The sequence below is a fragment of the Gemmatimonadota bacterium genome (assembly GCA_016719105.1).
In the GTDB taxonomy this organism is placed as follows: Bacteria; Gemmatimonadota; Gemmatimonadetes; order Gemmatimonadales; family Gemmatimonadaceae; genus SCN-70-22.
The window spans coordinates 31,852-53,986 of the sequence record JADKAQ010000016.1 but is presented as its reverse complement, the minus strand read 5'-3'; the positions used below and the strand labels follow the sequence as shown (position 1 = coordinate 53,986).

16 protein-coding genes are annotated in these 22,135 nt (G+C 70.4%); 8 read left to right on the top strand and 8 right to left on the bottom strand.

The annotated features are described in order from the left end of the window. Window positions 1-180 precede the first annotated feature (180 nt). The 4 genes from IPN47_16320 to IPN47_16305 form a co-directional block, all read right to left on the bottom strand. The gene (locus IPN47_16320) at window positions 181-1,341 is read right to left on the bottom strand and encodes an aminotransferase class I/II-fold pyridoxal phosphate-dependent enzyme (GenBank protein ID MBK9409578.1); all 1,161 of its coding nucleotides are present in this window, start codon (window positions 1,339-1,341) and stop codon (window positions 181-183) included. 91 nt (window positions 1,342-1,432) lie between these two features. Further along, window positions 1,433-2,368, bottom strand: a complete 936-nt coding sequence (locus tag IPN47_16315) for a hypothetical protein (protein ID MBK9409577.1) — start codon at window positions 2,366-2,368, stop codon at window positions 1,433-1,435. Between the two features lie 516 nt (window positions 2,369-2,884). Then, window positions 2,885-5,104: a GGDEF domain-containing protein gene (locus tag IPN47_16310; protein ID MBK9409576.1), complete on the bottom strand. Its 2,220-nt coding sequence runs from the start codon at window positions 5,102-5,104 to the stop codon at window positions 2,885-2,887. 91 nt (window positions 5,105-5,195) lie between these two features. Then, complete coding sequence (locus IPN47_16305) at window positions 5,196-5,627, bottom strand: SRPBCC domain-containing protein (protein ID MBK9409575.1); 432 nt, start codon at window positions 5,625-5,627, stop codon at window positions 5,196-5,198. 173 nt (window positions 5,628-5,800) lie between these two features. On the opposite strand from IPN47_16305, the gene IPN47_16300 reads away from it, so the two are divergent. Next, a complete protein-coding gene (locus IPN47_16300; protein MBK9409574.1) occupies window positions 5,801-8,299 on the top strand; it encodes an ABC transporter permease in 2,499 nt (832 codons plus the stop codon). Between the two features lie 97 nt (window positions 8,300-8,396). Here IPN47_16300 and IPN47_16295 read toward each other — a convergent pair whose 3' ends face one another. From IPN47_16295 to IPN47_16285, 3 genes are all read right to left on the bottom strand, one after another. Continuing rightward, a complete protein-coding gene (locus IPN47_16295; protein MBK9409573.1) occupies window positions 8,397-8,942 on the bottom strand; it encodes a YaeQ family protein in 546 nt (181 codons plus the stop codon). A gap of 8 nt (window positions 8,943-8,950) precedes the next feature. Further along, window positions 8,951-10,021, bottom strand: coding sequence for an MBL fold metallo-hydrolase (locus IPN47_16290; protein MBK9409572.1), 1,071 nt, complete (start codon window positions 10,019-10,021; stop codon window positions 8,951-8,953). A gap of 112 nt (window positions 10,022-10,133) precedes the next feature. Continuing rightward, a complete protein-coding gene (locus IPN47_16285; GenBank protein MBK9409571.1) occupies window positions 10,134-10,790 on the bottom strand; it encodes a hemolysin III family protein in 657 nt (218 codons plus the stop codon). Window positions 10,791-11,096: 306 nt separating this feature from the next. Between IPN47_16285 and IPN47_16280 the strand changes: the two genes are divergently transcribed. Continuing rightward, window positions 11,097-12,023, top strand: coding sequence for a hypothetical protein (locus IPN47_16280; protein ID MBK9409570.1), 927 nt, complete (start codon window positions 11,097-11,099; stop codon window positions 12,021-12,023). Window positions 12,024-12,059: 36 nt separating this feature from the next. Here IPN47_16280 and IPN47_16275 read toward each other — a convergent pair whose 3' ends face one another. Beyond that, window positions 12,060-14,141 (bottom strand): FAD-dependent oxidoreductase, encoded by a 2,082-nt coding sequence (locus IPN47_16275; GenBank protein MBK9409569.1) that lies wholly within the window; start codon window positions 14,139-14,141, stop codon window positions 12,060-12,062. A 118-nt stretch (window positions 14,142-14,259) separates the two neighbouring features. Here IPN47_16275 and IPN47_16270 point away from each other — a divergent pair, with 118 nt between their 5' ends. From IPN47_16270 to IPN47_16245, 6 genes are all read left to right on the top strand, one after another. Next, window positions 14,260-15,072: a hypothetical protein gene (locus IPN47_16270; GenBank protein ID MBK9409568.1), complete on the top strand. Its 813-nt coding sequence runs from the start codon at window positions 14,260-14,262 to the stop codon at window positions 15,070-15,072. Window positions 15,073-15,262: 190 nt separating this feature from the next. Then, window positions 15,263-17,605 carry an Ig-like domain-containing protein gene (locus tag IPN47_16265; GenBank protein MBK9409567.1) on the top strand — a complete coding sequence of 781 codons (2,343 nt, stop codon included), beginning with the start codon at window positions 15,263-15,265 and terminating at the stop codon, window positions 17,603-17,605. Next, window positions 17,602-18,303, top strand: coding sequence for a hypothetical protein (locus tag IPN47_16260; GenBank protein ID MBK9409566.1), 702 nt, complete (start codon window positions 17,602-17,604; stop codon window positions 18,301-18,303). Before IPN47_16265 ends, IPN47_16260 begins: the two co-directional genes overlap by 4 nt. Then, on the top strand, window positions 18,300-18,881 hold the full coding sequence (locus tag IPN47_16255) for a hypothetical protein (GenBank protein MBK9409565.1): 582 nt from the start codon (window positions 18,300-18,302) through the stop codon (window positions 18,879-18,881). Before IPN47_16260 ends, IPN47_16255 begins: the two co-directional genes overlap by 4 nt. Before the next feature lie 44 nt (window positions 18,882-18,925). Then, window positions 18,926-21,436 (top strand): hypothetical protein, encoded by a 2,511-nt coding sequence (locus IPN47_16250; GenBank protein ID MBK9409564.1) that lies wholly within the window; start codon window positions 18,926-18,928, stop codon window positions 21,434-21,436. Between the two features lie 162 nt (window positions 21,437-21,598). Continuing rightward, window positions 21,599-22,108 (top strand): c-type cytochrome, encoded by a 510-nt coding sequence (locus IPN47_16245; protein ID MBK9409563.1) that lies wholly within the window; start codon window positions 21,599-21,601, stop codon window positions 22,106-22,108. Window positions 22,109-22,135: the final 27 nt, after the last annotated feature.

Genomic DNA, 22,135 nt, shown 5'->3' with positions numbered 1-22,135 from the left:
AAAAGCAGGACACGGAGGTTCACGGAGGATTCACGGGGGTTCACGGAGGATTTCTCGGCAGCGCCGATTTCCTCCGTGAACCCCCGTGTTACCTCCGTGAACCTCCGTGTCGAGCTTTTATGCTGTCGAACTTTCTCGTCTTCCCGTCTTCTCGTCTTCTCGTCGTCCAGTTGTTCGCGGTTATGCCGCGAACAACTGCCTGAACGCCACCACGAATCGCTCCATCTCCGCCGGAGTCCCCACCGAGACGCGCAGGTGGTTCGTCATCGGCGGGAACGGTCGTCCCACGAGCACGCCCTTCGTCTTGAACTGGGCGATCACCGGGACCACCGGGCGCTTGATGTGCACCATGAAGAAGTTCCCCTCCGAGGGGATCACCTCGTAGCCCATCCCCTGCACCGCCTTCACTGTCTTGGCTCGCAGTTCGTTATTGACCTGCTTCACGCGCGCCTGTCCCTCGGTGTCCTTGAGCGCGGCGGCGCCGGCGTGTTTCACCAGGGCGTTGATGCTCCCGATGGCGTGCGGGCGCATGCGCTCGATGAGCGGGCGGGGGGCGATGGCGTAGCCGAGCCGCATCCCGGCGAGCCCGTTGATCTTGGAGAAGGTGCGCGTGATGATGACCTGCCGCCCTTCGGCGACGAACGGCAGCGACGTCGCGTAGCTCGGGTCTTCCACGAAGTGGTGATACGCCTCGTCGATCAGCACCGGCACATCCTCGGGGATTCCGTCGAGCAGCGCCTTCACGTCGGCCGCGCTCACGATGCGCCCCGTGGGATTGTTGGGGTTGCAGAGGTACACGAGCCCGACATCGCGCCAGTTCTGCCGCGTGGTGCGCACCATGAGCGGAATGTCCTGCGAGTAGTCGGCGCGCAGCGGCAGGTGAATGGGGTCGGCGTGCACTCCCGTGGCGTACTGGAAGACGGTGTGAAAGGTCGGCTCGACGCCGATCACCTTCTTCCCCTCGCCCAGGAAGGCGAGCGCCGCCACCGAGAGCAGCTCGCCTGAGCCGGCGCCGAGCAACACCTGGTCGGGCTGCACGCTGTGGAAGCGCGCGATCTCCTCGAGGATGTTGGCGTCGGGATAGGCGTAGCGGTTGGAGTACTTGAACGCCGCGGTCATCGCCGCCATCACCACGTCGGTGGGACCGTAGGGATTCTCGTTGGAGGCCAGCTTGGCGTAGCTGTCATAGTCGTCAGCCGCAAAGGGGCGTCCGGTGAAGGCGGGACCACCGCCTTGGGCCATGAGCACCTCCGCCGCGCGCGCCGCCGCCGGCGACAGCGCGATGAGCCCCGCTGCGGTCGCCATGCGTCCAAAGAAATCCCGTCGAGTCGCTCCCGTCATGCCAACGTCCTCCGTAGTGGTCCCGTGATGCGCCGACAGCTGGACCCCAGCATTCGCTGGGGAAAGTCCGGGGCGACGGCCGTGCCGCCCGCTACTTCTTCACGTACCGCTTGAGCGCCTTGGGCCCCACCTCGGCCCCATAGATCACCCCGTTCTTGTCCACCGCCACCCCCTCCGCCGCCGAGGTGTTGCGGGAGTTCACGTCGGGATCGGGGATGAAGTACTGCACGGTCCCGTCCTTGGCGCTCCCGATGCGGATCCCGCGCAGCCACGCCTTGCGCGACGGCTCGATCGAACCTGACTCGGAGTCGGCGGCGTAGAGCACGTCGTTCTTGTCGATCCACAGCCCGCTGATGCGCGAGAACTGCGTCCACTCGTCGAGCCACTTCCCCGACTGGTCGAAGATCTGGAGGCGATTGTTGGAGCGATCGGCGACGAAGAGGCGCCCCTGCGAGTCCAGCGCCAGCGCGTGCGGCTGGTCGAACTCCCCGCGCCCGGTCCCCTTCTTCCCCCAGGCCATCAGGAACTTGCCGTCAGCCGCAAACTTGAGGACGCGCGCGTTGTCGCCGCCGTGTCCCTCGGCCACGAAGATGCTCCCGTCCGGGGCCACGAGCACGTCGTTCGGCTGCCAGAAGTAGTTGGCATCGCGCCCGCCTCCTGGGGCACCGAGCGAGAGCAGGAGCTTGCCGTCGGGCGAGAACTTGTGCACCTGGTGCCCGACCACCTTGGCCGGCGCCGGCGGGAGGGGGGCGTCGGCCGGGGCGCCGCGCGGACGGCGCGGCAGGTTGTCCTGCCCGTCGGTCACCCACACGTTCCCCTGGCGGTCCACATGGATGCCGTGCGGCCACATGATGATCCCGGCACCAAAGCTTTTGACCAGCTTCCCGGTCGCGTCGAACTTGAGGATCGGGTCGAGGGTAGAGCCCACGCACGTATTCGCCCCGCACCGCTCGCCCACCCAGATGCTCGTCCCGTCGGGATCGATGTCCACGGCGCTCGTCGATCCCCACGTGCGCCCCTCGGGCATCTTCGCCCACCCCTCGATCGTGGTGAACGGATTGGGGCGATCGTTGACCGGCGCCCCGCCTTGCTGCGCGGGAAGTGCGAACGGCGCCGCCAGGAGCAACGCGAGCACACCGGCCCCACCGGCACAGCGGGCACGGGCCACGGACGACGGGCGAAACGGCGATGGGCGATGACGACGAGCCAAGGCTGACCCTCCTCGTGGGGCCGCGATGTACGCGACCTCGTATGGCGACCGGAGTCCGCGGCACCCCACTCCCACGGAGGTGGCGCGGGGCGCCCGTCAGGGGAGACGTCGCCGCGGCATACGATAGAGCGGGTGCGGCGCTTCCGCTATGCGCCGAACGCTGACGGTGCCGGGGGGAGAGCTAGGGTCAGAGCCGAGGCCAGAGCTGGGGTCGGAGCGGGGGGCAGCGCCGGAACCGACGGGTCCGCGGCGACGGAGCCGTTGCCGGGCCTGCGCCGAACCAGCGCCATGAGCAGCGCGAACGCCGGCGCATGCGGCCCGTCGATCGGGCGTTCAGAACGCCGTCGGCTCGTCGGCCTCGTCGAGCGCTCCCGGCGTCTGGTGCACCCCCGACGAGGTCTCCAGCACCACGCGCCGCTCCGCCACGCGAGCGTCGATCTCGGCCAGCGTCACGTCGTTCATCGACGCGTCGCCGGTCTCGGTCGTCGCGGCGCGGAAGGTCGCCCAGCAGTTCCGTCCGCTGCGCTTGGCCGCGTAGGCGGCCAGGTCGGCGATCGAGACGATCCCCTCCCACCCCACGCTCTCCGGAGCGCTGCGCGTGAAGGGGAACGCCGCAAAGCCGATGGAGCAGGTCACCTTGATCACCGCCCCACCCGGGAGCACCGTCTCCAGCGACTCGATCTTGGCCCGGATGCGCTCGGCCAGCTCTGCCACGCGGTCGCGGTTGGTGAAACGATACACCACCAGGAACTCCTCGCCCCCCCACCGCGCCACCACATCCGATTCGCGCACGACCGCACTCAGCTGCTTCGCCACGTTCTCCAGCAGGCGATCGCCGGCTGCGTGGCCGTAGGTGTCGTTCACGCGCTTGAAATGATCGATGTCGATGAGGAGGAAGACGATGTCCGCGTCGCGCGCCACCTCGCCCAGCGGCACTGAGCGGTGCCGACGCAGCGCCGCCGCCACGTCGCCCGGGACGGTGCGTTGCACGTAGCGACGATTGGGGACGCCGGTCAGCGGATCGGTGACGCTCAGCGTCTCCGCCAGCTGCGCCTTCTCCGTGCGCCGGCGATGCAGGACCCACAGCGCGAGCGCCAGCAGGAGCGCGAGCGCGGCAAAGCTGTTGCGCTGGACGGTGCGCCGCTGCGTCGTCATCGCGCTCTCCGCCTCCTGCCGCTGCAGGCGCTCGAGTTCGCGCTCGCGCCGCACCGCCGCGTACCGACGCTCCAGCCCCGACACGCGCCGCCCCGTGCCGTCGGTGAAGATGGAGTCGCTCACCGCCTTGAAGCGCCGGTGCGTGGCGAGCGCCCCGCGATGGTCGCCCCCCGCCTCCTGCGCATCGGCGAGCGACTGCAGCGCGCGTCGCACCATCTCACGCGCCCCCATCCCCTCGCCGATCGAGAGCGCACGTCGGCTCAGCGCCTCCGATTGGGCGTGGCGCCCCTCCACCTGCTCCAGCGCCGCCAGCGCCAGGAGGTTGCGCACGATGAGCCCCTGGTCGCCGGTCGAGTCGCCCAGGCGCGCCGCTTCCGCCAGGTGCACGCGCGCCGAATCACGCGCCCCCAGTGCCTGGAACGCCACGCCAAGGCTGCGATGCGACTGCGCGAGCGCGCTCGGATCGTTGATCTCGCGGCGCAGGACGAACGACTCGCGATGCGCCACCAGCGCGCGCGCGAAGTCGCCCTTCTCCTCCCACGTGTCGGCGATGTTGTTGAGTGTCGCGGCGATGCGCGCGCGCTCGCCAAGCGCCCGGCGCAAGGCCAGCGCACGCTCCAGGTACGAGAGCGCGAGGTCGTGCTGCCGCAGCCGCGCGTGCACGATCCCGATGTTGTTCAGCGAGAGCGCAATCGCGCTGGAGTCCCCCAACTGCTCGCGCGTCTCCAATGCCTCCTGGTGCAGCTCGAGCGCCTGCGCGTACTCGGCGAGGTCGGTCGAGTACACGAAGCCCAGGTTGTTGAGCGAGTTGGCCACGTCGCGCGCGTGTCCCAGTCGGCGCTGGGTCTCCAGGGCGCGAGTGAACCGCTCCACCGCCACCTCCGGATCGCCGCGCCGTTGCGCGAGCGTCCCGAGGTTGCTGTACGCGCGCGCCTTCCCGCGCTGGTCGCCCGACGAGTCGGCGATCGCCAGCCCCAGGTTGAGGTGGATGATGGCGTCCTGGTAGCGGGAGAGCGTCATCAACGCCCACCCCATCTCGTTGAGCGTGGCGACATGGGTCGCCGGGTCGGGCCACTTCGCGAGGATCGCGAGCGCCTCCCGCCCGTGGAGCACCGCCTCGGCCGGACGATCGTTCTTCTCTGCATCCACGCGTTTGGCCAGCGCACGCGCGCGGGCCACGCCGGTCAGCCCGACGAGTTCCGAGTCCGCCGACATGTCCGGCAGTGAATCGCCGGTGCGAGCAGGTGGCGTTGCGACAGCGGCGACGGCAGCCCGTTCCGCCTGCCGGGGAATCTGCCCCTCGAGCGGCGCCGCCGGCGACGACGCGAGCACAGCGGCGAGCAGTGGGGCGAGCGCGAGGACTCTCGAGGAGCGGCGACGGAACAACGAGCGCGGCACGCGGGCGGGTGTCGGAGGAGGGCGTTCGGGGGTGCCCTCCGGAGTATCGACGTCCCATCGTCACTCCTGAAACGGCGCCCGAGCCCCCCGGCTAGGCCTCCAGCCGAAGGTCGTAGGGGACCACCTCCCCCACCTCCAGGTGGCGCCGCAGCAGCCGCAGGTACATGGCCCAGCAGAACGACGACACCCGGAAGTGCTCGCTCCGCTCCGGCCAGCCCAGATGGGCAAAGCGCACCGTCGTCACCCCGTCCTGCTCCGACAGCTCGGCACGAACGCGCGTCCCGCGCCAATCGGGCATCGCCTCGGTGAACTCGAGCTCGAAGAGGCGCCCCGGCTCGCAGGCCGTGACCCGGGCCCGCCAGTCGTAGTCGGGGCCGAAGTACAAGCGGTACGTCGCGCCTAACGTGGCCTCTCCTTCGCTTCGTAACGTCCACCACGCGTCCAGTCCCACCGGCGTGGAGAACATCGCCCATGTCCGGAGCGCCGGCGCGCGCACCGGAAAGTCGTGCAGGATGTCGGGCATGGCGACGGTGTGATGAGGGGAGTCGCGACGGCGGGGAGCGCCCGCAGGAGCGTCGACCGCAACACGATGTCGCCGGATCGGGACCGACGCCATCGGCCCGGAGGAGCAAACCCCCGTCCGTCCGCGGCTGTCCAACGACCTGTCTCCCCCTCCGGTCTCACTCGACTCGCGACATGCTGACCCTCAAGTACGCCCTCCGCACGCTCCTCAAGTCGCCGTTCGTCACGACGGTGGCCGTGCTCTCGCTCGCCCTGGGCATCGGGGCCAACGCGGCGATCTTCTCCCTGTTCAACCAGATGCTGCTGCGCCCCCTCCCCGTCGCGGCGCCGCAGCAACTCGTGAACCTCTCGGCGCCCGGCCCCAAGCCCGGCTCGACGTCGTGCAACCAGGCGGGGACCTGCGAGGACGTCTTCTCGTACGCGATGTTCCGCGACCTCGAGCGATCGCAGACGGTCCTGCGCGGACTGGCGGCGCACCGCTCGTTCGGGGCCAACATCGCCTACAAGAACCAGACGCTGAGTGGTGAGGGGATGCTCGTGTCCGGCTCCTACTTTCCTACACTTGGCGTGCAGGCGGCACGCGGGCGACTCATCGGCCCCGCCGACGACCGGAACATCGCCGGGCACCCCGTGGCCGTGCTCAGCCATCGCTTCTGGGAGACGCAGCTCGGGAGCGACCCGGCCGTCATCGACCAGGTGATCGTCGTCAACGGGCAGTCGCTCACCATCATCGGCGTTGCCCCCGACGGCTTCAGGGGAACGACGCTTGGCAGTGACCCGCGCGTCTTCGTCCCGCTCACCATGCGGGGGGCGCTCGGCAGCAACGCCGGCGACTTCGATCGCCGCAACGCCTACTGGGCGTACGTCTTCGGGCGGCTCAAGGACGGGGGCTCGCTCGCGCAGGCGTCCGAGGGGATCAATGCGATCTATGGGCCGATCATCACCGACGTGGAGGCCCCCCAGCAGGAGAACATCAGCGCTGCGACGCTGCAGCGCTTCAAGGCGCGCAAGGTCACGCTGACGCCGGGGGCGCGGGGGCAGAGCGACCTGCACACCGAGGCCCGACTCCCGCTCATCCTCCTCTTCTCCATCACCGGCATCGTCCTCCTCATCGCCTGCGCCAACATCGCCAACCTCCTGCTCGCGCGTGCCGCCAACCGGTCCATGGAGATGGCGGTCCGCCTCTCCATCGGCGCCGCGCGCTGGCAACTGATGCGACAGCTCCTCGCCGAGTCGGTGCTGCTGTCGCTGATTGGAGGGGCGGCCTCGCTCGTGGTGGCACGCTGGACGCTGGGGGCCATTGCGGGGATGCTCCCCGACGAGGCGGCGGGGGTCTTCACCCTCTCGCTCGACGCCAACGTCGTGCTCTTCGCCGCCATTACCGCCGTGTTGACCGGGATCCTGTTCGGGCTCTTTCCCGCCCTGCACTCCACGCGGGCGGACCTCATCGGGACCATTCGCTCCAACGCCGGCAACCTCTCCTCGCACCGGGCCGCGACGCGCTTCCGCACCTCGCTCGTCACGGCGCAGATCGCGCTCTCGATGTCGCTCCTCATCGCCGCCGGGTTGTTCATCCGTTCGCTCGACAACATCAGCAAGGTCGACCTGGGGGTGAAGATCGACCACGTCGCCACCTTCATCATCTCCCCGCGTCGCAGCGGCTACGAACCCGCACGATCGAAGGCGCTCTTTCAGCGGGTCGAGGAGGAACTGGCCGCGCTCCCCGGCGTGACCGCGGTCTCGTCGGGGCTGGTGCGGATCCTGGCCGGGAACAACTGGGGCAACAGCGTGCGCGTCGAGGGGTTCCAGGCCGATCCCGACACCGACACGGGCGCCAGCTTCAACGAGGTCGGGACCGCCTACCTGTCGTCGTTAGGTATCCCGCTGCTCGCGGGGCGCGAGTTCACGGCCTCGGACGCCCTCGGCGCCCCACGCGTCGCCATCGTCAACGAAGCGTTCGCGCGCAAGTTCAAGCTCGGCAAGGACGCCGTGGGCAAGCGCATCTCCGACGACGGCCCCACGGGCGAGTTGAACATCGAGATCGTCGGGCTGATGAAGGACGCCAAGTACAGCCAGGTGAAGGACGCGATCCCGCCGCAGTACTTCCTCCCCTGGCGCCAGGACTCGACGATCGGCGCGCTCAACTTCTACGTGCGATCGTCCTCGGAGCCGGAACAGCTCCTGCAGAGCATCCCGCGGCTCATCGCCAAGCTCGACGCCAACCTGCCGGTCGAGGACCTGCGCACGCTGCCGCAGCAGGTGAACCAGAACGTCTTCATGGACCGGATGATCAGCACGCTGAGCGCGGCCTTCGCCATCCTGGCGACGCTGCTGGCGGCGGTGGGGCTGTACGGCGTGCTGGCCTACACGGTGGCACAGCGCACGCGCGAGATCGGGGTGCGCATGGCGTTAGGCGCCAGCGGGGGGATGGTCCGCGGGATGGTGCTGCGGCAGGTGGCGATGATGGTGGTGGTGGGCGGCCTCATCGGGATCGCCGCCGCGCTGGCCATGGGACGCGGGGCGCAGTCGCTCCTGTACGGCGTGAAGGGCTTCGACCTCGTCGCCACGATCGGCGGCGCGATCGTCCTGGGGCTCGTGGCGCTGGCGGCCGGCTACGTCCCGGCTCTCAAGGCCTCGCAGGTCGACCCGATGCGCGCGCTCCGCTTCGACTAAGAGTGGTTCAAAAACCCGTTGCCGCAGCGCCGGCGCACGGCGTCGGCAACGGCGCGGCGACGGGTTTTGAAACCACCTGTAGCCGGCGGCGCGTGGGCTACTCCGCCGTCAGGGGGTGGCCCACCACCTCGCCGCTCAGCGTCTCCCCGCCGATCGTGATGTAGAGGTGTCGCTCGGTCACCGAGAGGTCGAGCGACATGCGCCGGTCGAGGCGCGCGACCAGTGCGTCGAGCAGCTCGCGATCGACGGCGTGGAGGGTGATCGCGTCACTGCGATGAATCCGCTCCCCGGCGTACTGCCGCTGGACGAGCCGCGGGTCCTTGTGCGTGTAGATCGCCACGCGCGGCGCCCCCTTGCTCGCCTTGTGCAGCCGTGCCGCGTCGGGCGCCCCCACCTCGATCCACGCCGTCAGCGCCCCGGTGAGGTCGCGCACCATCACCGCCGGCTCGTCGGGGGTGGAGAGCCCCTTGGAAAAGGTGATCCCCTCGGTGTACTCCAGACAGTACGCGAGCACCCGCGTCCACAGGTACTCCTCCGTCTCCGACGGATGGCAGGCGACGCGCAGCGCCAGCGTCTCGTACACGTTGCGATCGACGTCCGACAGGGAGATGTCGAACGTGTACATCGTCGCGGACAGGGCCATGCGCGCGCCTAACGGGCGAGGGCGAGCGGATCGATCCCCGCCCCGAGCGTGAACGACGACCCCACCGCGCCGGTCGCCGCCGCGCTGCGCGAGAGCCCGAGCAGCGACCGCAGGCGGTACGTCGCCTCCACCCCGGTGCAGTGCACCCCCAGGAGGTAGTCGACGCCGCGCGCCTTGAGTTCGCCCCCCGTCCAGGCCAGCGTCTCGTCGCTGGCGTTGAGCAGGTGCATGCCGCCGACGATTGCATGCACCGTGGTGTTGGGGACCATCGCCTGCGCCTTGGTCACGATGTTGACGATCCCCGCGTGGCCGCACCCGGTGATGACCACCAGCCCCTCTGCCGTGTTGATCACCAGCGACGCATCCTCGGGGACGTTGTCCTCGACCGCGCCGGCGGGGGTCTCGACCGTCCCCATGCCGCGCCCCCCGACGCCGCCGAAGTTCCGCTCCGGGTGCACGCGCGGGATGCTCCCGGTGAACCAGACGCCGGGGAGCAGCTCGGTCGCCGAGGGGTGCACTTCGTACCGGCCGCCTAACGCTTCGTAGTTCGATCGCTCCCGCAACACGCCGTTGCGCTCGACGCCGTTGCTCGCCCCGCGGCTGTAGAAGATCTCCGGCGCCACGTGGGCCACCTGCAGCGCGACCGGGTTCTTCGCCCGCAGTTCGCGACGCAGCGTCAGCAGCCCGTTGGTGTGATCGTCGTGGTTGTGCGTGAGGACCACGTGCCCGACTGTCGAGAGGTCGATCCCCAGTTCGCGTGCATTCTGCAGCACCGTCCCTGGACGCGCGCCGGTGTCGATCAGCAGGCGCTGTCCATCCACCTCGAGGAGTGCGGCAAAGCCCCACTCGCCAATTCCCCGCCCGGGATCGCCCGCCAGCATCGTCGAGAGGACGGTGACCTTGAGCCGCTGCACCACGGCGCGCCGCGGCGAGACCGCCTCGCGCCGTGGCGAGGCTACCTCGGCCGAGGGCGCGCGCGACACGAAGGGCATCGGTGCGGTGGCCGAAGCGACGGGGAGGTCACCGCCGGTGAGGAGTGCCGCGCCGGCAACGACGGCGGAGAGGGCGAGACGCTTCATGAGGTTGCGGGGTGATGGAGCACGACAAGCTACGCGCGGTTCGCCCCCCCTCCAGTCCTCGCGACGATGCGGCGTGCGCGCGACTCCGCTCGCGCCGCACGCCGCGCGCGCATCACGCCGCGGTCGGCGCCCCCGCGTACAGCAGCACCGCCGCGAAGTGGCAGACGCTTCCGGCCATCACGAAGACGTGCCAGACCGCGTGCCCGAACTTCACCTTGTGGTCGGTGGCGTAGAAGACCACGCCCCCGGTATAGCACAGCCCCCCCGCGAGCAGCCACGCCAGCCCGTTCCACCCCACGCGCGAGACGAGCGGGCCGATGGCGACGACGGCGAACCACCCCATCAGCACGTAGAGCGTCGTCGAGAGCCACGGCTTGCGGATCCCCTTCACGCTCTTGATCACCACCCCCACGATGGCCATGCTCCACACCGCCCCGAGCAGCGCCCACCCCCACACGCCGCGCAGCGGCCCGAGGGCAAACGGGGTGTAAGTCCCGGCGATCAGGAGGTAGATGGCCGAGTGATCGACCCGGCGCAGCACCGCCTTGATGGGCGACGGCCGGACCGCGTGGTACGCGGTGGAGGCGCCATACAGCATGATCAGCGTCGCGCCGTAGATCGATGCCCCAACGATCTGCAGCAGGTCGGCGCGACGCAGCGCCGTGATCACGAGGATCGGCAGCGCCACGAGGCTGGCGAGCAGCCCGATGCCGTGCGTCAGCGCATTGGCCAGCTCCTCCACGCGCGGCGGATGCTTCTCGATGCTCATGTGTCGTCGCGGGCTCGGGGGAGGCGAGTGCCCGGTGCCGCGGTCGCGCGGCGCCGGTGACCTTCTGCAAAGTAGCCGCCCTGCGCAAGGCCGACACTGGTCAGCGCGCGGCGCGCGGGACAGTTTCGTCGCGTGACCACCCTCCGTGCAACCGCCGCGGTCGCTCAACGACTCCTCGGCCGACGCCTCCGCCGATCCCTCCGCCAACTCCATGGCGTCGCCGCACTCCTCGGCGCCGCGGTCGCCTGCTCGACGACACGATCCTCGCCGACGGTGACGGCCGCTGGAGCGCCGACGGCCGCACCCGTGACCACTCCCTCGGCCTCGCCGGCACCGATCGCGGCGCCGGGTGCCGCGCCGCCCCCCGCCGCGCAGAATCCATCACCCATGATGGAAACGACGCGCGCCCACGGACGCCTCGCACCACACGTCCTGCCCACGCGGCGTGTCATGCTCGAGGGGATCCTCTCCCGACCGGTCGAACTGCACCTCCCCACAGGAGGGCCTCCGTCCGGGTCGTTCGACCTGCTCATCCACTTCCTCGGCCCGGCCTACCTCGCCGTCGACGCCGCCCGAGCGGTGGATTCGTCGATGGTGGTCGCGGTCGTCAATCTCGCGCCGGGGTCATCGGCGTATGAGCGCCCCTTTCGCGACGCCGGCGCATGGCGGGCCCTCCTCGATCGTGTCACCAACGAAGTCGGCGTTGCACGCGGGGCCCCGCAAACGTTAGGCAGCGTCTACCTCAGCGCCTTCAGCGCCGGCAACGGCGCGGTGCGCGCGATCCTCGCCGATCGCGCCGCGCTCCCGTCGATCCGCGGGGTCGTGATCCTCGACGGCATCCACACCGGCTACCTCCCCGACCGGCGCGTCCTGGCCGACAGCGGACAGCTCGATCCCGCCAACCTCCAGTCGCTGCGCCGCTTTGCCGAACGGGCGGTGCGCGGTGAGGTGCGGATGCTGGTCACGCATTCCGAGGTCTTCCCCGGCACCTTCGCCAGCACCACCGAGACCGCCAACTGGCTCCTGCACGAACTCGCGCTCAGTCGTGAGGCCGTCCTGGCGTGGGGACCTAACGGGATGCAGCAGACTTCGATGATCCGTGCCGGCGGATTCACCCTGATCGGCTTTGCCGGCAACAGCGCCCCCGACCACCTCGACCACCTGCACGCCCTGCCGACGTGGCTGGGACGGGTCGTCGCCCCCGGCCAGCGCGACGCGCACCCGGCACGCTAGGATTTCAGCCCTGCACTCGCGCGTTCGAGCCCCGGCTCAGCGGGCCTCGAACGGCGTGGCGCCCACCCCGCCGGGCCAGCGTTCCACTCGGAATGGCGTGTCGCCCGTCGGTACCGTCCCGAACTCGCGCGCCGCGAGGTGCCCCGCAAAGACCGCCTGCGCGATGATCCCTGGTGCCTCGGCGTCGCCGATGCACCGCAGCGTCGTCAGGCGCCCATCCTCCACCAGCGGACACAGCGAGGTGTAGAGCGCGTCGGAGGGCATGCGGTCGGTGAGCAGGACGACCGCGTCGTGCTCGTCCTCGACCTCCTCGATGCGCAGGGCGTCGGCGAAGCGCGCGCTCCCCACGTCGAGCGCGAGCAGGGTGCGCTGCGTGTGCATGCGCACGCCGAGCGAACGCAGGCGTGCCTGCACGCGCTCCTGTTCGAGCGTGTATTGCGTCCAGTACGACACCAGCGGCGCCGGCGTCACCAGCGTGACCGTGCACCCCGCGTGCGCCAACCGCTCGGCAATCACGCCGCCCAGGTAGAAGCCGTCGTTGTCGTAGATGAGCACCCGCCCCGTGGGGAGGCGTCCGTCGAGGATGTCGTCCGGGGTGAAGACGGCGGCCCGTTCGACGCCGGGGACGGGACGCCACTGGTTGCGCCCGATCCCGTCGCGTCGCCAGGTGCAACCGGTCGCCACGATCACGTGCGGCGCCCCGAACTCCAGCACGTCGTCGACCGACACCTCGCTCCCCGGATACAGCGCCACGTTTGGCAGGGCGCGTAGTCGGTCCAGTCGCCAGTCGACCACGCGTCGATACTCGGTGAGCCCGGGCAGGCGCGCCTCGCGCGCCACGCGCCCCCCCCACTCGTCGCGTCGTTCGGCCAGCACCACCTGGTAGCCGCGTTGCCCCAGCGCCCGCGCGCACTCGAGCCCCGCCGGCCCTCCGCCGATCACCAGCACCTGTTCGTCGCTCGAGCGGGCCGCGATGCGCTCGGGGTGCCAGCCGCGGCGCCACTCCTCTCCCATCGTCGGGTTCTGCGTGCAGCGGATGGGGACGAGCTTGAAGTCGGCCGACACGCAGATGTTGCAGCCGATGCACTCGCGTATCTCGTCCCAGCGCCCATCGCGGATCTTGGCCGGGAGAAACGGATCGGCAATCGAGGGGCGCGCCGCTCCGATGAGGTCGAGCACCCCCCGTCGCACCGCGGAGACCATCGCGTCGGGCGTGGTGTAGCGCCCCACCCCTACCACCGGCTTGCTGGTCACCGACTTCACGAAGCCGCAGTACTGCTCCTGGTACCCCTCCTTCGTGAACCGCGACGTCGCCGAGTCGTTGCTCCACCCGCTGATGTTCACGTCCCACAGGTCGGGAAGCTCGGCGAGCATCTCCACGACGTCGCGTCCTTCGCCAGCGCTGGTGAGCCCGTCCTGGCCAATCAGCTCGTCCACCGCCAGCCTGACGGCGATCCCGCAGCGCGCGCCGACCGCCTCCCGCGTCTCCTCGATGAGCTCACGGAGCAGGCGCGCGCGGTTCTCCAGCGACCCGCCGTATTCATCGTGGCGGTCGTTGAAGCGACGCGAGAGGAGCTGCATCGGCAGCGTGAGCATGTGTCCCGCGTAGCAGTACACGATGTCGAAGCCGATGTCACGCGCCCGCAGCGCCGCCGCGCGATGCCAACGGCGCACATCGCGGAAGTCCTGTTTGGTCATCGCGCGCGCCTGCGTCGGCTCGTATCCGCTCCCGCCGAGCACCGACATCGACCGGGGAGCCAGCGACGTCGCGCGCGAGTAGAGGTTCACCGCGTTGGCCCCGCTGTGCACCAGCTCGATCGCTGCCAGCGACCCGTGCGCATGCACCGCCTCCACCATGCGCGCGAGCGCCGGTGAATCCTCGCGCTCCCAGAGCCGCCCCTCGAAGTACGGCGACAGGTCGCTGGTGTGGTGAATCTCCACCTCTTCCGTGCAGACGACCCCCCACCCCCCCTCGGCCTTCACCCCGCGCATCGCCGCCAACGCCTCCGGCATCCGCCACCCCATGCCGTTGCAGTGCGGCACCTGATAGAAGCGGTTCGGCGACGTCACCGGCCCGATGCGGACCGGCTCGAGCAGGATGGCGAAGGGGTTCGACATGGCGCGGAGTCTACCGCTCGTCCCCAACCGCAGCGACCCCGCCGCCGCTCGCGGGCCATCGTCGGCCTCCGGCCAGCGCGTCGTGGACGAGGGACCGGGCCCCGCTTAGCATCCGCGGATGCTCCCTCGCATCCTCGCGGTCGACTGGTCGGGTGCCGCGACCGGCGCCGCGCGCAAGATCTGGCTCGCCGAGTGCAGGGCGGCATCAGGCGGAAGCGACATGCGCCTCGTGCGACTCGAGTCTGGCCGCTCGCGGGAGGGGCTGGTCGCGCACCTCCTCGACGAGGTCGCGCGCGATCCCAACGTCGTGATCGGGCTCGATTTCTCGTTCTCGTTTCCCGCCTGGTTCCTGATCGAGCATCAGCTGAGCCATGCCCCCGCGGCGTGGGCGCTCGCGGCGCGCGAGGGGGAGCGCTGGCTGGCCGAGGCGCCCTATCCGTTCTGGGGGCGACCGGGGTGTCCCCGCCCAATCGTCCCCGAGCACTTTCGGCGCACCGAGCGCGAGGTTCCGTCCGTCGCGGGCATTCGTCCCAAGTCGACGCTGCAGGTCGGCGGCGCCGGCTCGGTGGGGACGGGGGCGATTCGCGGGATGCCGCACCTGCTGACGCTGCAGCAGGCGGGGTGCGCCATCTGGCCGTTCGACGCGCCGCGCCTTCCGCGGGCGCCGCTGGTGGTGGAGATCTATCCGCGGCTCCTCACGGGGGCAGTGACCAAGGGGAAGGCGCAGGGGCGCGCGGACTTCCTGGAGAGCGTGCACCCGTCGCTCCCCGCCCACTTCCGTGACGCCGCCGCGGCCTCCGAAGACGCCCTCGATGCTCTGGCCTCGGCGATCGCGATGGGGCGGGCGGCTGCTGCCTTTCGGACGCTCGGTCCGGCGCGCGACCGTGTGGCCCGGCTGGAAGGGGAAATCTGGTATCCGCCGGCGAGCTAGCCGACCGCGAGTAACGATCCGGATGAGCCGGATTGGACACTTCTCGCGCGTTACCGATTGGGGATGCATACTCCGCCCCCTCGCGCCGCCCGGCGCGTGAACCGAACACAGGCGCCAGTCCCCGAGTCCGGGAGGTGGCGCCGCACACGGGAGCCGAGTCACGATGCGAGTCCGGCAATCGAACCTCTGGGTGCCACGCGCCCTGGTCCTGGCGGTCGCCGTCATCCTCCAGTCCGGTTGCGGCGGAGGGGGCGATGGTGGCGGCGGTGGAGGAGTAACGCCTCCGCCGACGCGCACACCCGCCTCCGTCACCTTCGACGCCGGCAGCACGGCGTCGGGAACGGTGGGTGCGGCGGTCTCGGGTACGATCACCGTCACGGTGCGCACCTCGGACAACCTCCCCGTCCCGCGCACCACGGTCTCGTTCACGACGTCGGCCGGGACGATCAGCTCGACCTCTGCCCAAACCGATGACAACGGGCGCGCGACCGCCGGCACATGGACGTTAGGGACAACGGCGGGGTCGCAGACGCTCACCGCAACGGCTGGCTCCGCCAGCGCGCAACTCGTCGCCACCGCGGCCGCCGCCACGCCGGCGACCATCGAGCTGGTGACCGGACTCCCCGCCTCCATTCGTGCGGGCGTCCCCGTCACCCCGGCGCCGGTCGTGCGCGCGAAAGACCAGTACGCCAACATCGTCAACCGACCGGGGACCGTGATCACCGCGACGCTGCAGAGCGGGGCGGGAACGCTGGGCGGGGCGCAGGCCACCACTGACGCCAACGGCATCGCCACCTTCAGCGCGCTCACGCTCTCCGGACTCGTGAGCGCGGGGCCGCGCACGATCGCCTTCACCGCCACCGGCCTTCCGACCGTCGCCGCCCCCCCCGTCGCCCTCGAAGCCGGCACGACGGCCACCATCACGCTGCAGAACGTCCCCACCTTCGCACGGGCGGGCGTCGTCATCGCTCCGGGCGTCGTTGCCCGTCTCAGTGACGCGTTCGGCAACCCGATGTCGCGTCCGACGCCGGTCACCGCCACACTGGCGCAGGGGAGCGGGGCGATTGCCGGTAACGCCGCCACGACCAACACGCTCGGCGAGGCGACCTTCGCCTCGCTCGCCCTCGAAGGGCTCGTCGGCAATCGGCAGCTCCGCTTCACCGCCGACCAGGTGTCGGCGACCACCGGGAGCATCACCCTCGCCCCCGGCGACGCGTCGCAGCTGCAAGTGACGTCGCAGCCCACGGTCGTCGAGAACACGATCCCCTTCCCCTCGGATGTCGTGGTGCGCGTCACCGACCGCTTCGGCAACGGCGTCGCCGATGCCGGACGCGGGGTCGCCGCGGCGATCGCCACGGGGGGCGGTGTGCTCACGGGGGCCGCGGCGCAGACCGACGCCGTCGGCGTCGCGCGCTTCGCCGGGTTGCGGCTCATCGGGTCGGCCGGGCCGCGCACGCTCGTCTTCACGACGGGCGGGCTGGCGCCGGTCACCAGTGCGGCCATCCAGCTCGACGCCGGGCCGGCGCGTTTCGTCGCCTTCTTCCAGCAGCCGTCCGGCACGGTGACGGTCGGCGTGCCGCTCCTGCAGCAGCCAGCGTTGCAACTGGCGGATACGTCCGGCAACGTCGTGCGCCGAGCCGGCGCCCCAGTGCGCGCCACCGTGCTCGACGCCAACGGCGAGTTGCTGAACGACGTGGCCATCACCGACAACCAGGGGGTCGCGCGCTTCGAACAGCTGACCTTCCTCTCGGCCAACGCCTTCCCCCCGCCGACCCTACGCCTGCGATTCAGTAGTGGGGCGCAGGCCGCCGTCGTGACCGGGAACCTCAACATCCAGAATGCACCCGGCAGCGGCGTCCAGAGCGTCACGTACGGCACCACCGCGCAGCGCCTCTTCCTGCTCGACCCGGGGGCCACGCTCAACCTGAGCGCCGTCGCGCGCGACCTGCTCGGCAATCCGCTGCCGCAGGTGTCCATGGTCTACAGCTCGATGAACGCCAACACCGCCTCGGTGCGCCCGACCGGCGCCATCACCGGCGTCGCCGGCGGGAGCTCATGGGTGCGCGCCTTCGGTTCGGGGTCGCCCAACATCCGCGACTCGGTCTACGTGACCGTGCCGCGCGACCCCACCGGCCCCGTGGTCAGCACGACACAGATCGCCCCCATCCAGGTGCGCGCCGGCGTCACGGCGGGCTTCGACATCGTCCTCGACACGCGGTCCACGACCATCGGCGCTGCCACCATCCTCGTGGGCATCCCGAACGAGATGGTCGCCAGCATCAACGCACAGGGACTCGTCGGCAACGTGGTCCTCGGCGTCGACGCGGGGCTCAACACGCTGCGCATCAGCCTCACCGCGCCGTCGGGGCTCAGCGGCGTCGTCCCGATCGTTCGGGTGACGCTCACCTCCAACGCCGGCCTCGGCTTCCTGTTCAACCGCGAGATCGTGATCAACCCGCTGGAGATGTACGACACCAACCTGCAGAACCTCGCGGCGCGAAGCACCGGAGTCAACATCCCGCTGGTGCCATGATCATGCCGAGTCTCAACACGCCACGCCCGCCGCGCGCCCATCCGCCGATTCCCGGACTGCTGCCCATGTCGCACACCACGCCTGACCGCCACCCTGCGCCAACGGCGCATCACACCGCGCGTGACGCCGCGCGTCACACCGCGCGTCGCACGGCACGTCGCACCTCACTGGCGCTGCTCGGCGCCGCCCTGCTCGCCGCCGGCTGCAACGACGAACGTGCGACGATCTCGCCGCCACGCCCGGCCGCGCCGCCCATCTCTGCCAACGCCTGGATCCTCGTCTCCGACACCCTGGCCCGCGCCGGGACCGAAGTCACGATCTCGGCCTTCGCCAAGGCCGACACCGGGGGAGCGGTGGGGAGCTTCACCGCGCGCTTCCTCTATGACTCGTTGCAGCTCCAGGTCGTGGGTCCGGACAGCGTCAGCGACAACGTCCTGCGCGCGATGAACCCGATCATCGGCGAGTACCGCGTGGCAGGCGCCGCCGCCAAGGGGATCCCCAGTGGACTCCTCTTCCGGGTGCGCGCCAAGGTCATCGACCCGCGCGGGCTGCGCCGCCTCGGCCTCCTCGTCGACGAATTGCACAGCGTGGCGCTCGCCGACTTGACGCCCAAGCTCGAGGTGCAGGACACGCGCGCCGCCCTCTTCTCCGGCATGCCGAACGTCCGCGTCGCCCCCGACCGGAGCCGCCAGCCATGATGCGTCCCGATTCGACGCGCCGTTTCCAGCACGCGCCCGTGGCCACCATGCTCTTGGCCACGGTGCTCCTGACGGCGACGACGGCCTGTGCCCCGCGGGCCGGTAGCACGAGCGACACCAGCACCGCGGGTGACTCGGCCGGCAGTGCGGCGGCCGCCACCCCAGACGCTGCAGCTGGCGATAGCACGCCCGTCGCCGCTAGTACCCCAGTCGCCGGCAGCACGCCCGTCGCCGCCAGCACCCCGTCGGCTGCACCGCGACTCACGCGCATCACTCCGGACACGATTCGCCTGGGCAAGGGCGAGGCGCCGACGCTCACGCTGGTCGGGTCCGGCTTTGTCCCGGGCGGTACGGGGACCTTCGTCGTCGGCGCGAACACCGTCCGCATCGGGCGCGCGTCGTTCGACATGCTGCCCGCCGACTCGGCGGGGGCGACCATCCGGTTCGCCATGTCGCTGACCTACCCGGACACCGCCGCCCGCGGACGCCCCTCCTCCTTTGCGCCCGGCACCTTCGCCGTCTCGGTGGTCACGCCGAACGGGACGAGCAATGCGCTCTCACTGACGATGATCCCGTGAGCGACCAAATGAGCGAATACATCAGCGAGAACACGAGCGAGTCCATGAGCCCCTCCTTGAGCGTCCCCCCGCGCACGTCGCCGCGCGTCGCGATGCACGCCGCCCTCCGCCTCGCGGTCCTGGGCCTCCTGGCGCTCGGCGCCCGGCCCATCGCGCTCCCGGCGCAGCAGCTCACCGGCGAGCAGATGCGCGAAGGCGATGTGCGCCAGCGCCGCCAGTGGTGGGTCTCGCAGCGGGCCGGCGCCGATGGGCGCGTCCCGCACGACAAGGTCGCGGCGATGCGCGAGATGCGGACGTCCGCGCGCGCCGGTGCCTTCTCCAGCAGCCTGGCCGGCGAGCGCTGGCAGCCGATGGGGCCCATGGGCTTCATCAGCATGAACACGCGCTACGCCTCGGCCCCCATGCAGGACGAAGGGCGCTTCTCGACCATCGCCATCAACCCGCGCAACCCGCGCGTCATGCTCGCCGGCGCCGGCAGCGCCGGCATCTGGCGCACCGTGAACGGCGGCGCGTCCTGGCAGGCGTTAGGCGACACCGAGTGCTCCACCGCCATCGGCCACATCGTCATCGATCCCGTCAACCCCGACATCGTCTACGCCGGCACCGGCGAGACCTTCGATCCGGTGGGCTACACCGATGGCTGCGGCATCCTCAAGTCGACCAACGGTGGCGACAGCTGGACGCGCGTCGCCGCCAGCATCCTCGCCCCGGCGGGGCAGCTGGGGGGCTTCGTCTACCATGTGAGCATCGATCGGGCGACCGCCGGATCGGCCACCGGCACGACGCTGTTTGCCGCCACCAACCTCGGGCTCATCCGCTCCACCAACTCCGGCGCCTCGTGGAGCAACGTGCTCCAGGGCTTCGCCACCGACGTGGTGCAGCACCCCACGCGCCCCGAAGTCTGGTACGCCGCGATCGGCAACCTGTTCGGCGCCGCCGCCAACGGCGTCTACATCTCCACCAACGGCGGCTCCAGCTGGGCGCTGATCTCGCAATCGCTCGGCACCCCGTCCTCGCTCGGCCGCACCGCGCTGGCGGTGAGCCCCGCACGACCGGGATCGGTCTGGGCCATCGTCGCCAACCCGTCCGACCGCGCCTTCCGCACCCTCGCGCGCTGGGATGAGTTCACCGGCCAGTGGGCCCTGCTCGCCGCCAACGGCATCACCTTCCAGCAGCAGTACGACGAGGGCGACTTCGGCACGCAGAGCGAGTACAACCTCGTCCTCTCCGTCGACCCCGTCGACGAGAACAAGTTGATCATCGGCGGTGTGCGCCTGTTTCGATCGCGCGATGGCGGGAGCACGTTCAACGTCATCGCCGGCAACGTGCACTCCGACTGGCACAGCGCCGTCTTCGACCCCGCCGACTCGCGACGCATCGTCGCCACCTGCGACGGCGGCATCTTCCAGTCGACGGATGGCGGTAGCAGCTGGCGGACGCTCAACAACGGGATCTCGGCGACCCAGTTCTATCCCGGGATCGCGGTGCACCCGACCAATCCCGCCGTGGTGGTGGGCGGTACCCAGGACAACGGCAGCATGATGTCCGGCGGCTCGCTCTTCTGGTCGGGGGTCGGCTACGGCGACGGTGGCTACGCCATGATCGACTATACCAATCCCAACACCGTCCTCGTGTCCTGGCAGGGTGGACAGCTCGGCCGGCTCGACGTGAACGCACGCTCGCTCACGTACATCCCCCCGCGCTTCAACTTCCAGGCACCGTTCATCACCCCGTTCGCTATCGATCCCCTCGTGCCACGCACGCTCTGGGCGGGGACGCGGGCCATCGAGCGCTCGCAGGACCTGGGGGCCACGTGGGTCCAGTTCAGCCCCACCGTGCAGAACGAGATCAATGCCATCGCCATCGGCAAGGGCGCGCCGAACGTCATCTTCGGCGGCACCACCGCGGGATTCATCTTCTGGACGCCTAACGGCGGCACCAACTGGTTCGGCGGCACCGCGGTGCAGCGTCCCGTCACCGACATCGTCGGCGACCCCAACGACTCGCGGCGCTTCGCCATCACCCACGGTGGCTTCGGCCCCTCCAAGATCCTCATCACCGCCGACGCCGGGACCAACTTCGCCAACCTCACCGGCAACCTCCCCGACGTCCCGGTCAACGCCTTCGCCTTCACCCCGTCGCGCAATCGCTTCTTCGCCGGGACCGACCTCGGCGTCTTCGAGACCATCGACGCCGGCGTGAGCTGGTCGCTCACGCAGGGGCTCCCGCTCGTCCCGGTGACCGACCTCGTCTACCACGCGGCGTCCAACCGCCTGGTGGCCGGCACCTACGGTCGCGGGATCTGGACGCTCCCGCTCATCACGGAGCCGCCGATCCTTCGCGGCGACGTCGACCGCAACGGCATCGTGAACGCGGCCGACGCCCTGCTCATCCAGCGCGGGCTGGCGGCCATCCAGCTCCCCTCGCCGCTGACGGTGATGCCACACGGCGACGCCAACTGCAACGGGGCGCTGGATGCCTCCGATGCGCTCATCGTGCTCCGCTTCGCGGTGGGGCTCGGCGACCAGGGGACCTGCGTGAACAGCGCACGTTAGGCATCCCGGCACGGTGTTCGAGACGGAGGGCGGTGCCTGTCGGCGCCGCCCTCCGTCGTTCCGGTGTACCAGAGCAGGCGCAGGCACCGAGCACACCGCACCGGTTGCCCGCGGCGCGACAGGCGGGCAATTTTCGGCTGCCTGTTTCCCCCCTCTCCCGCCATGCGACTCGACATCCGCCCGCTCGCGACCGCCCTTCTCTTCGCCTCACTCCTGGCGCGTCCCACGGAGGCGCAGGACGCCTCGGCGCCCGTGCGCACCTCTGCCGACAGCTCCTACACCGACGCCCAGGCCGAGCGAGGGGCGCAGCTCTTCACCCGCGTCTGCCTCGAGTGCCACGAGCGCGTCGACCTGTCCAACGCCGACTTCCGCCTCAAGTGGGGGGGGCAGACGACGTTCGACCTGTTCAAGAACATCAGCACCACCATGCCCGACAACAACCCGGGGATGCTGGCGAAGACCGAGTACGCCGATGTGGTGGCCTACATCCTCAAGCTCAACGGCGTCCCGGCCGGCCCGGCGGAGCTCGTCGCCGACTCGACGGTCCTGAGCCAGGCCAAGATGACGCTGCCGGGGGCGACCGGCGCCGGGAACTTCTCCGCCATCCGGCGCCACGGCGTGCTCGCGCGGGCGGGCCTCGTATCCGTGAGCCGGGCGCGCCCCGCGCGGTAGCGCCTGCCGCCCGCGCCTAACGCGAGC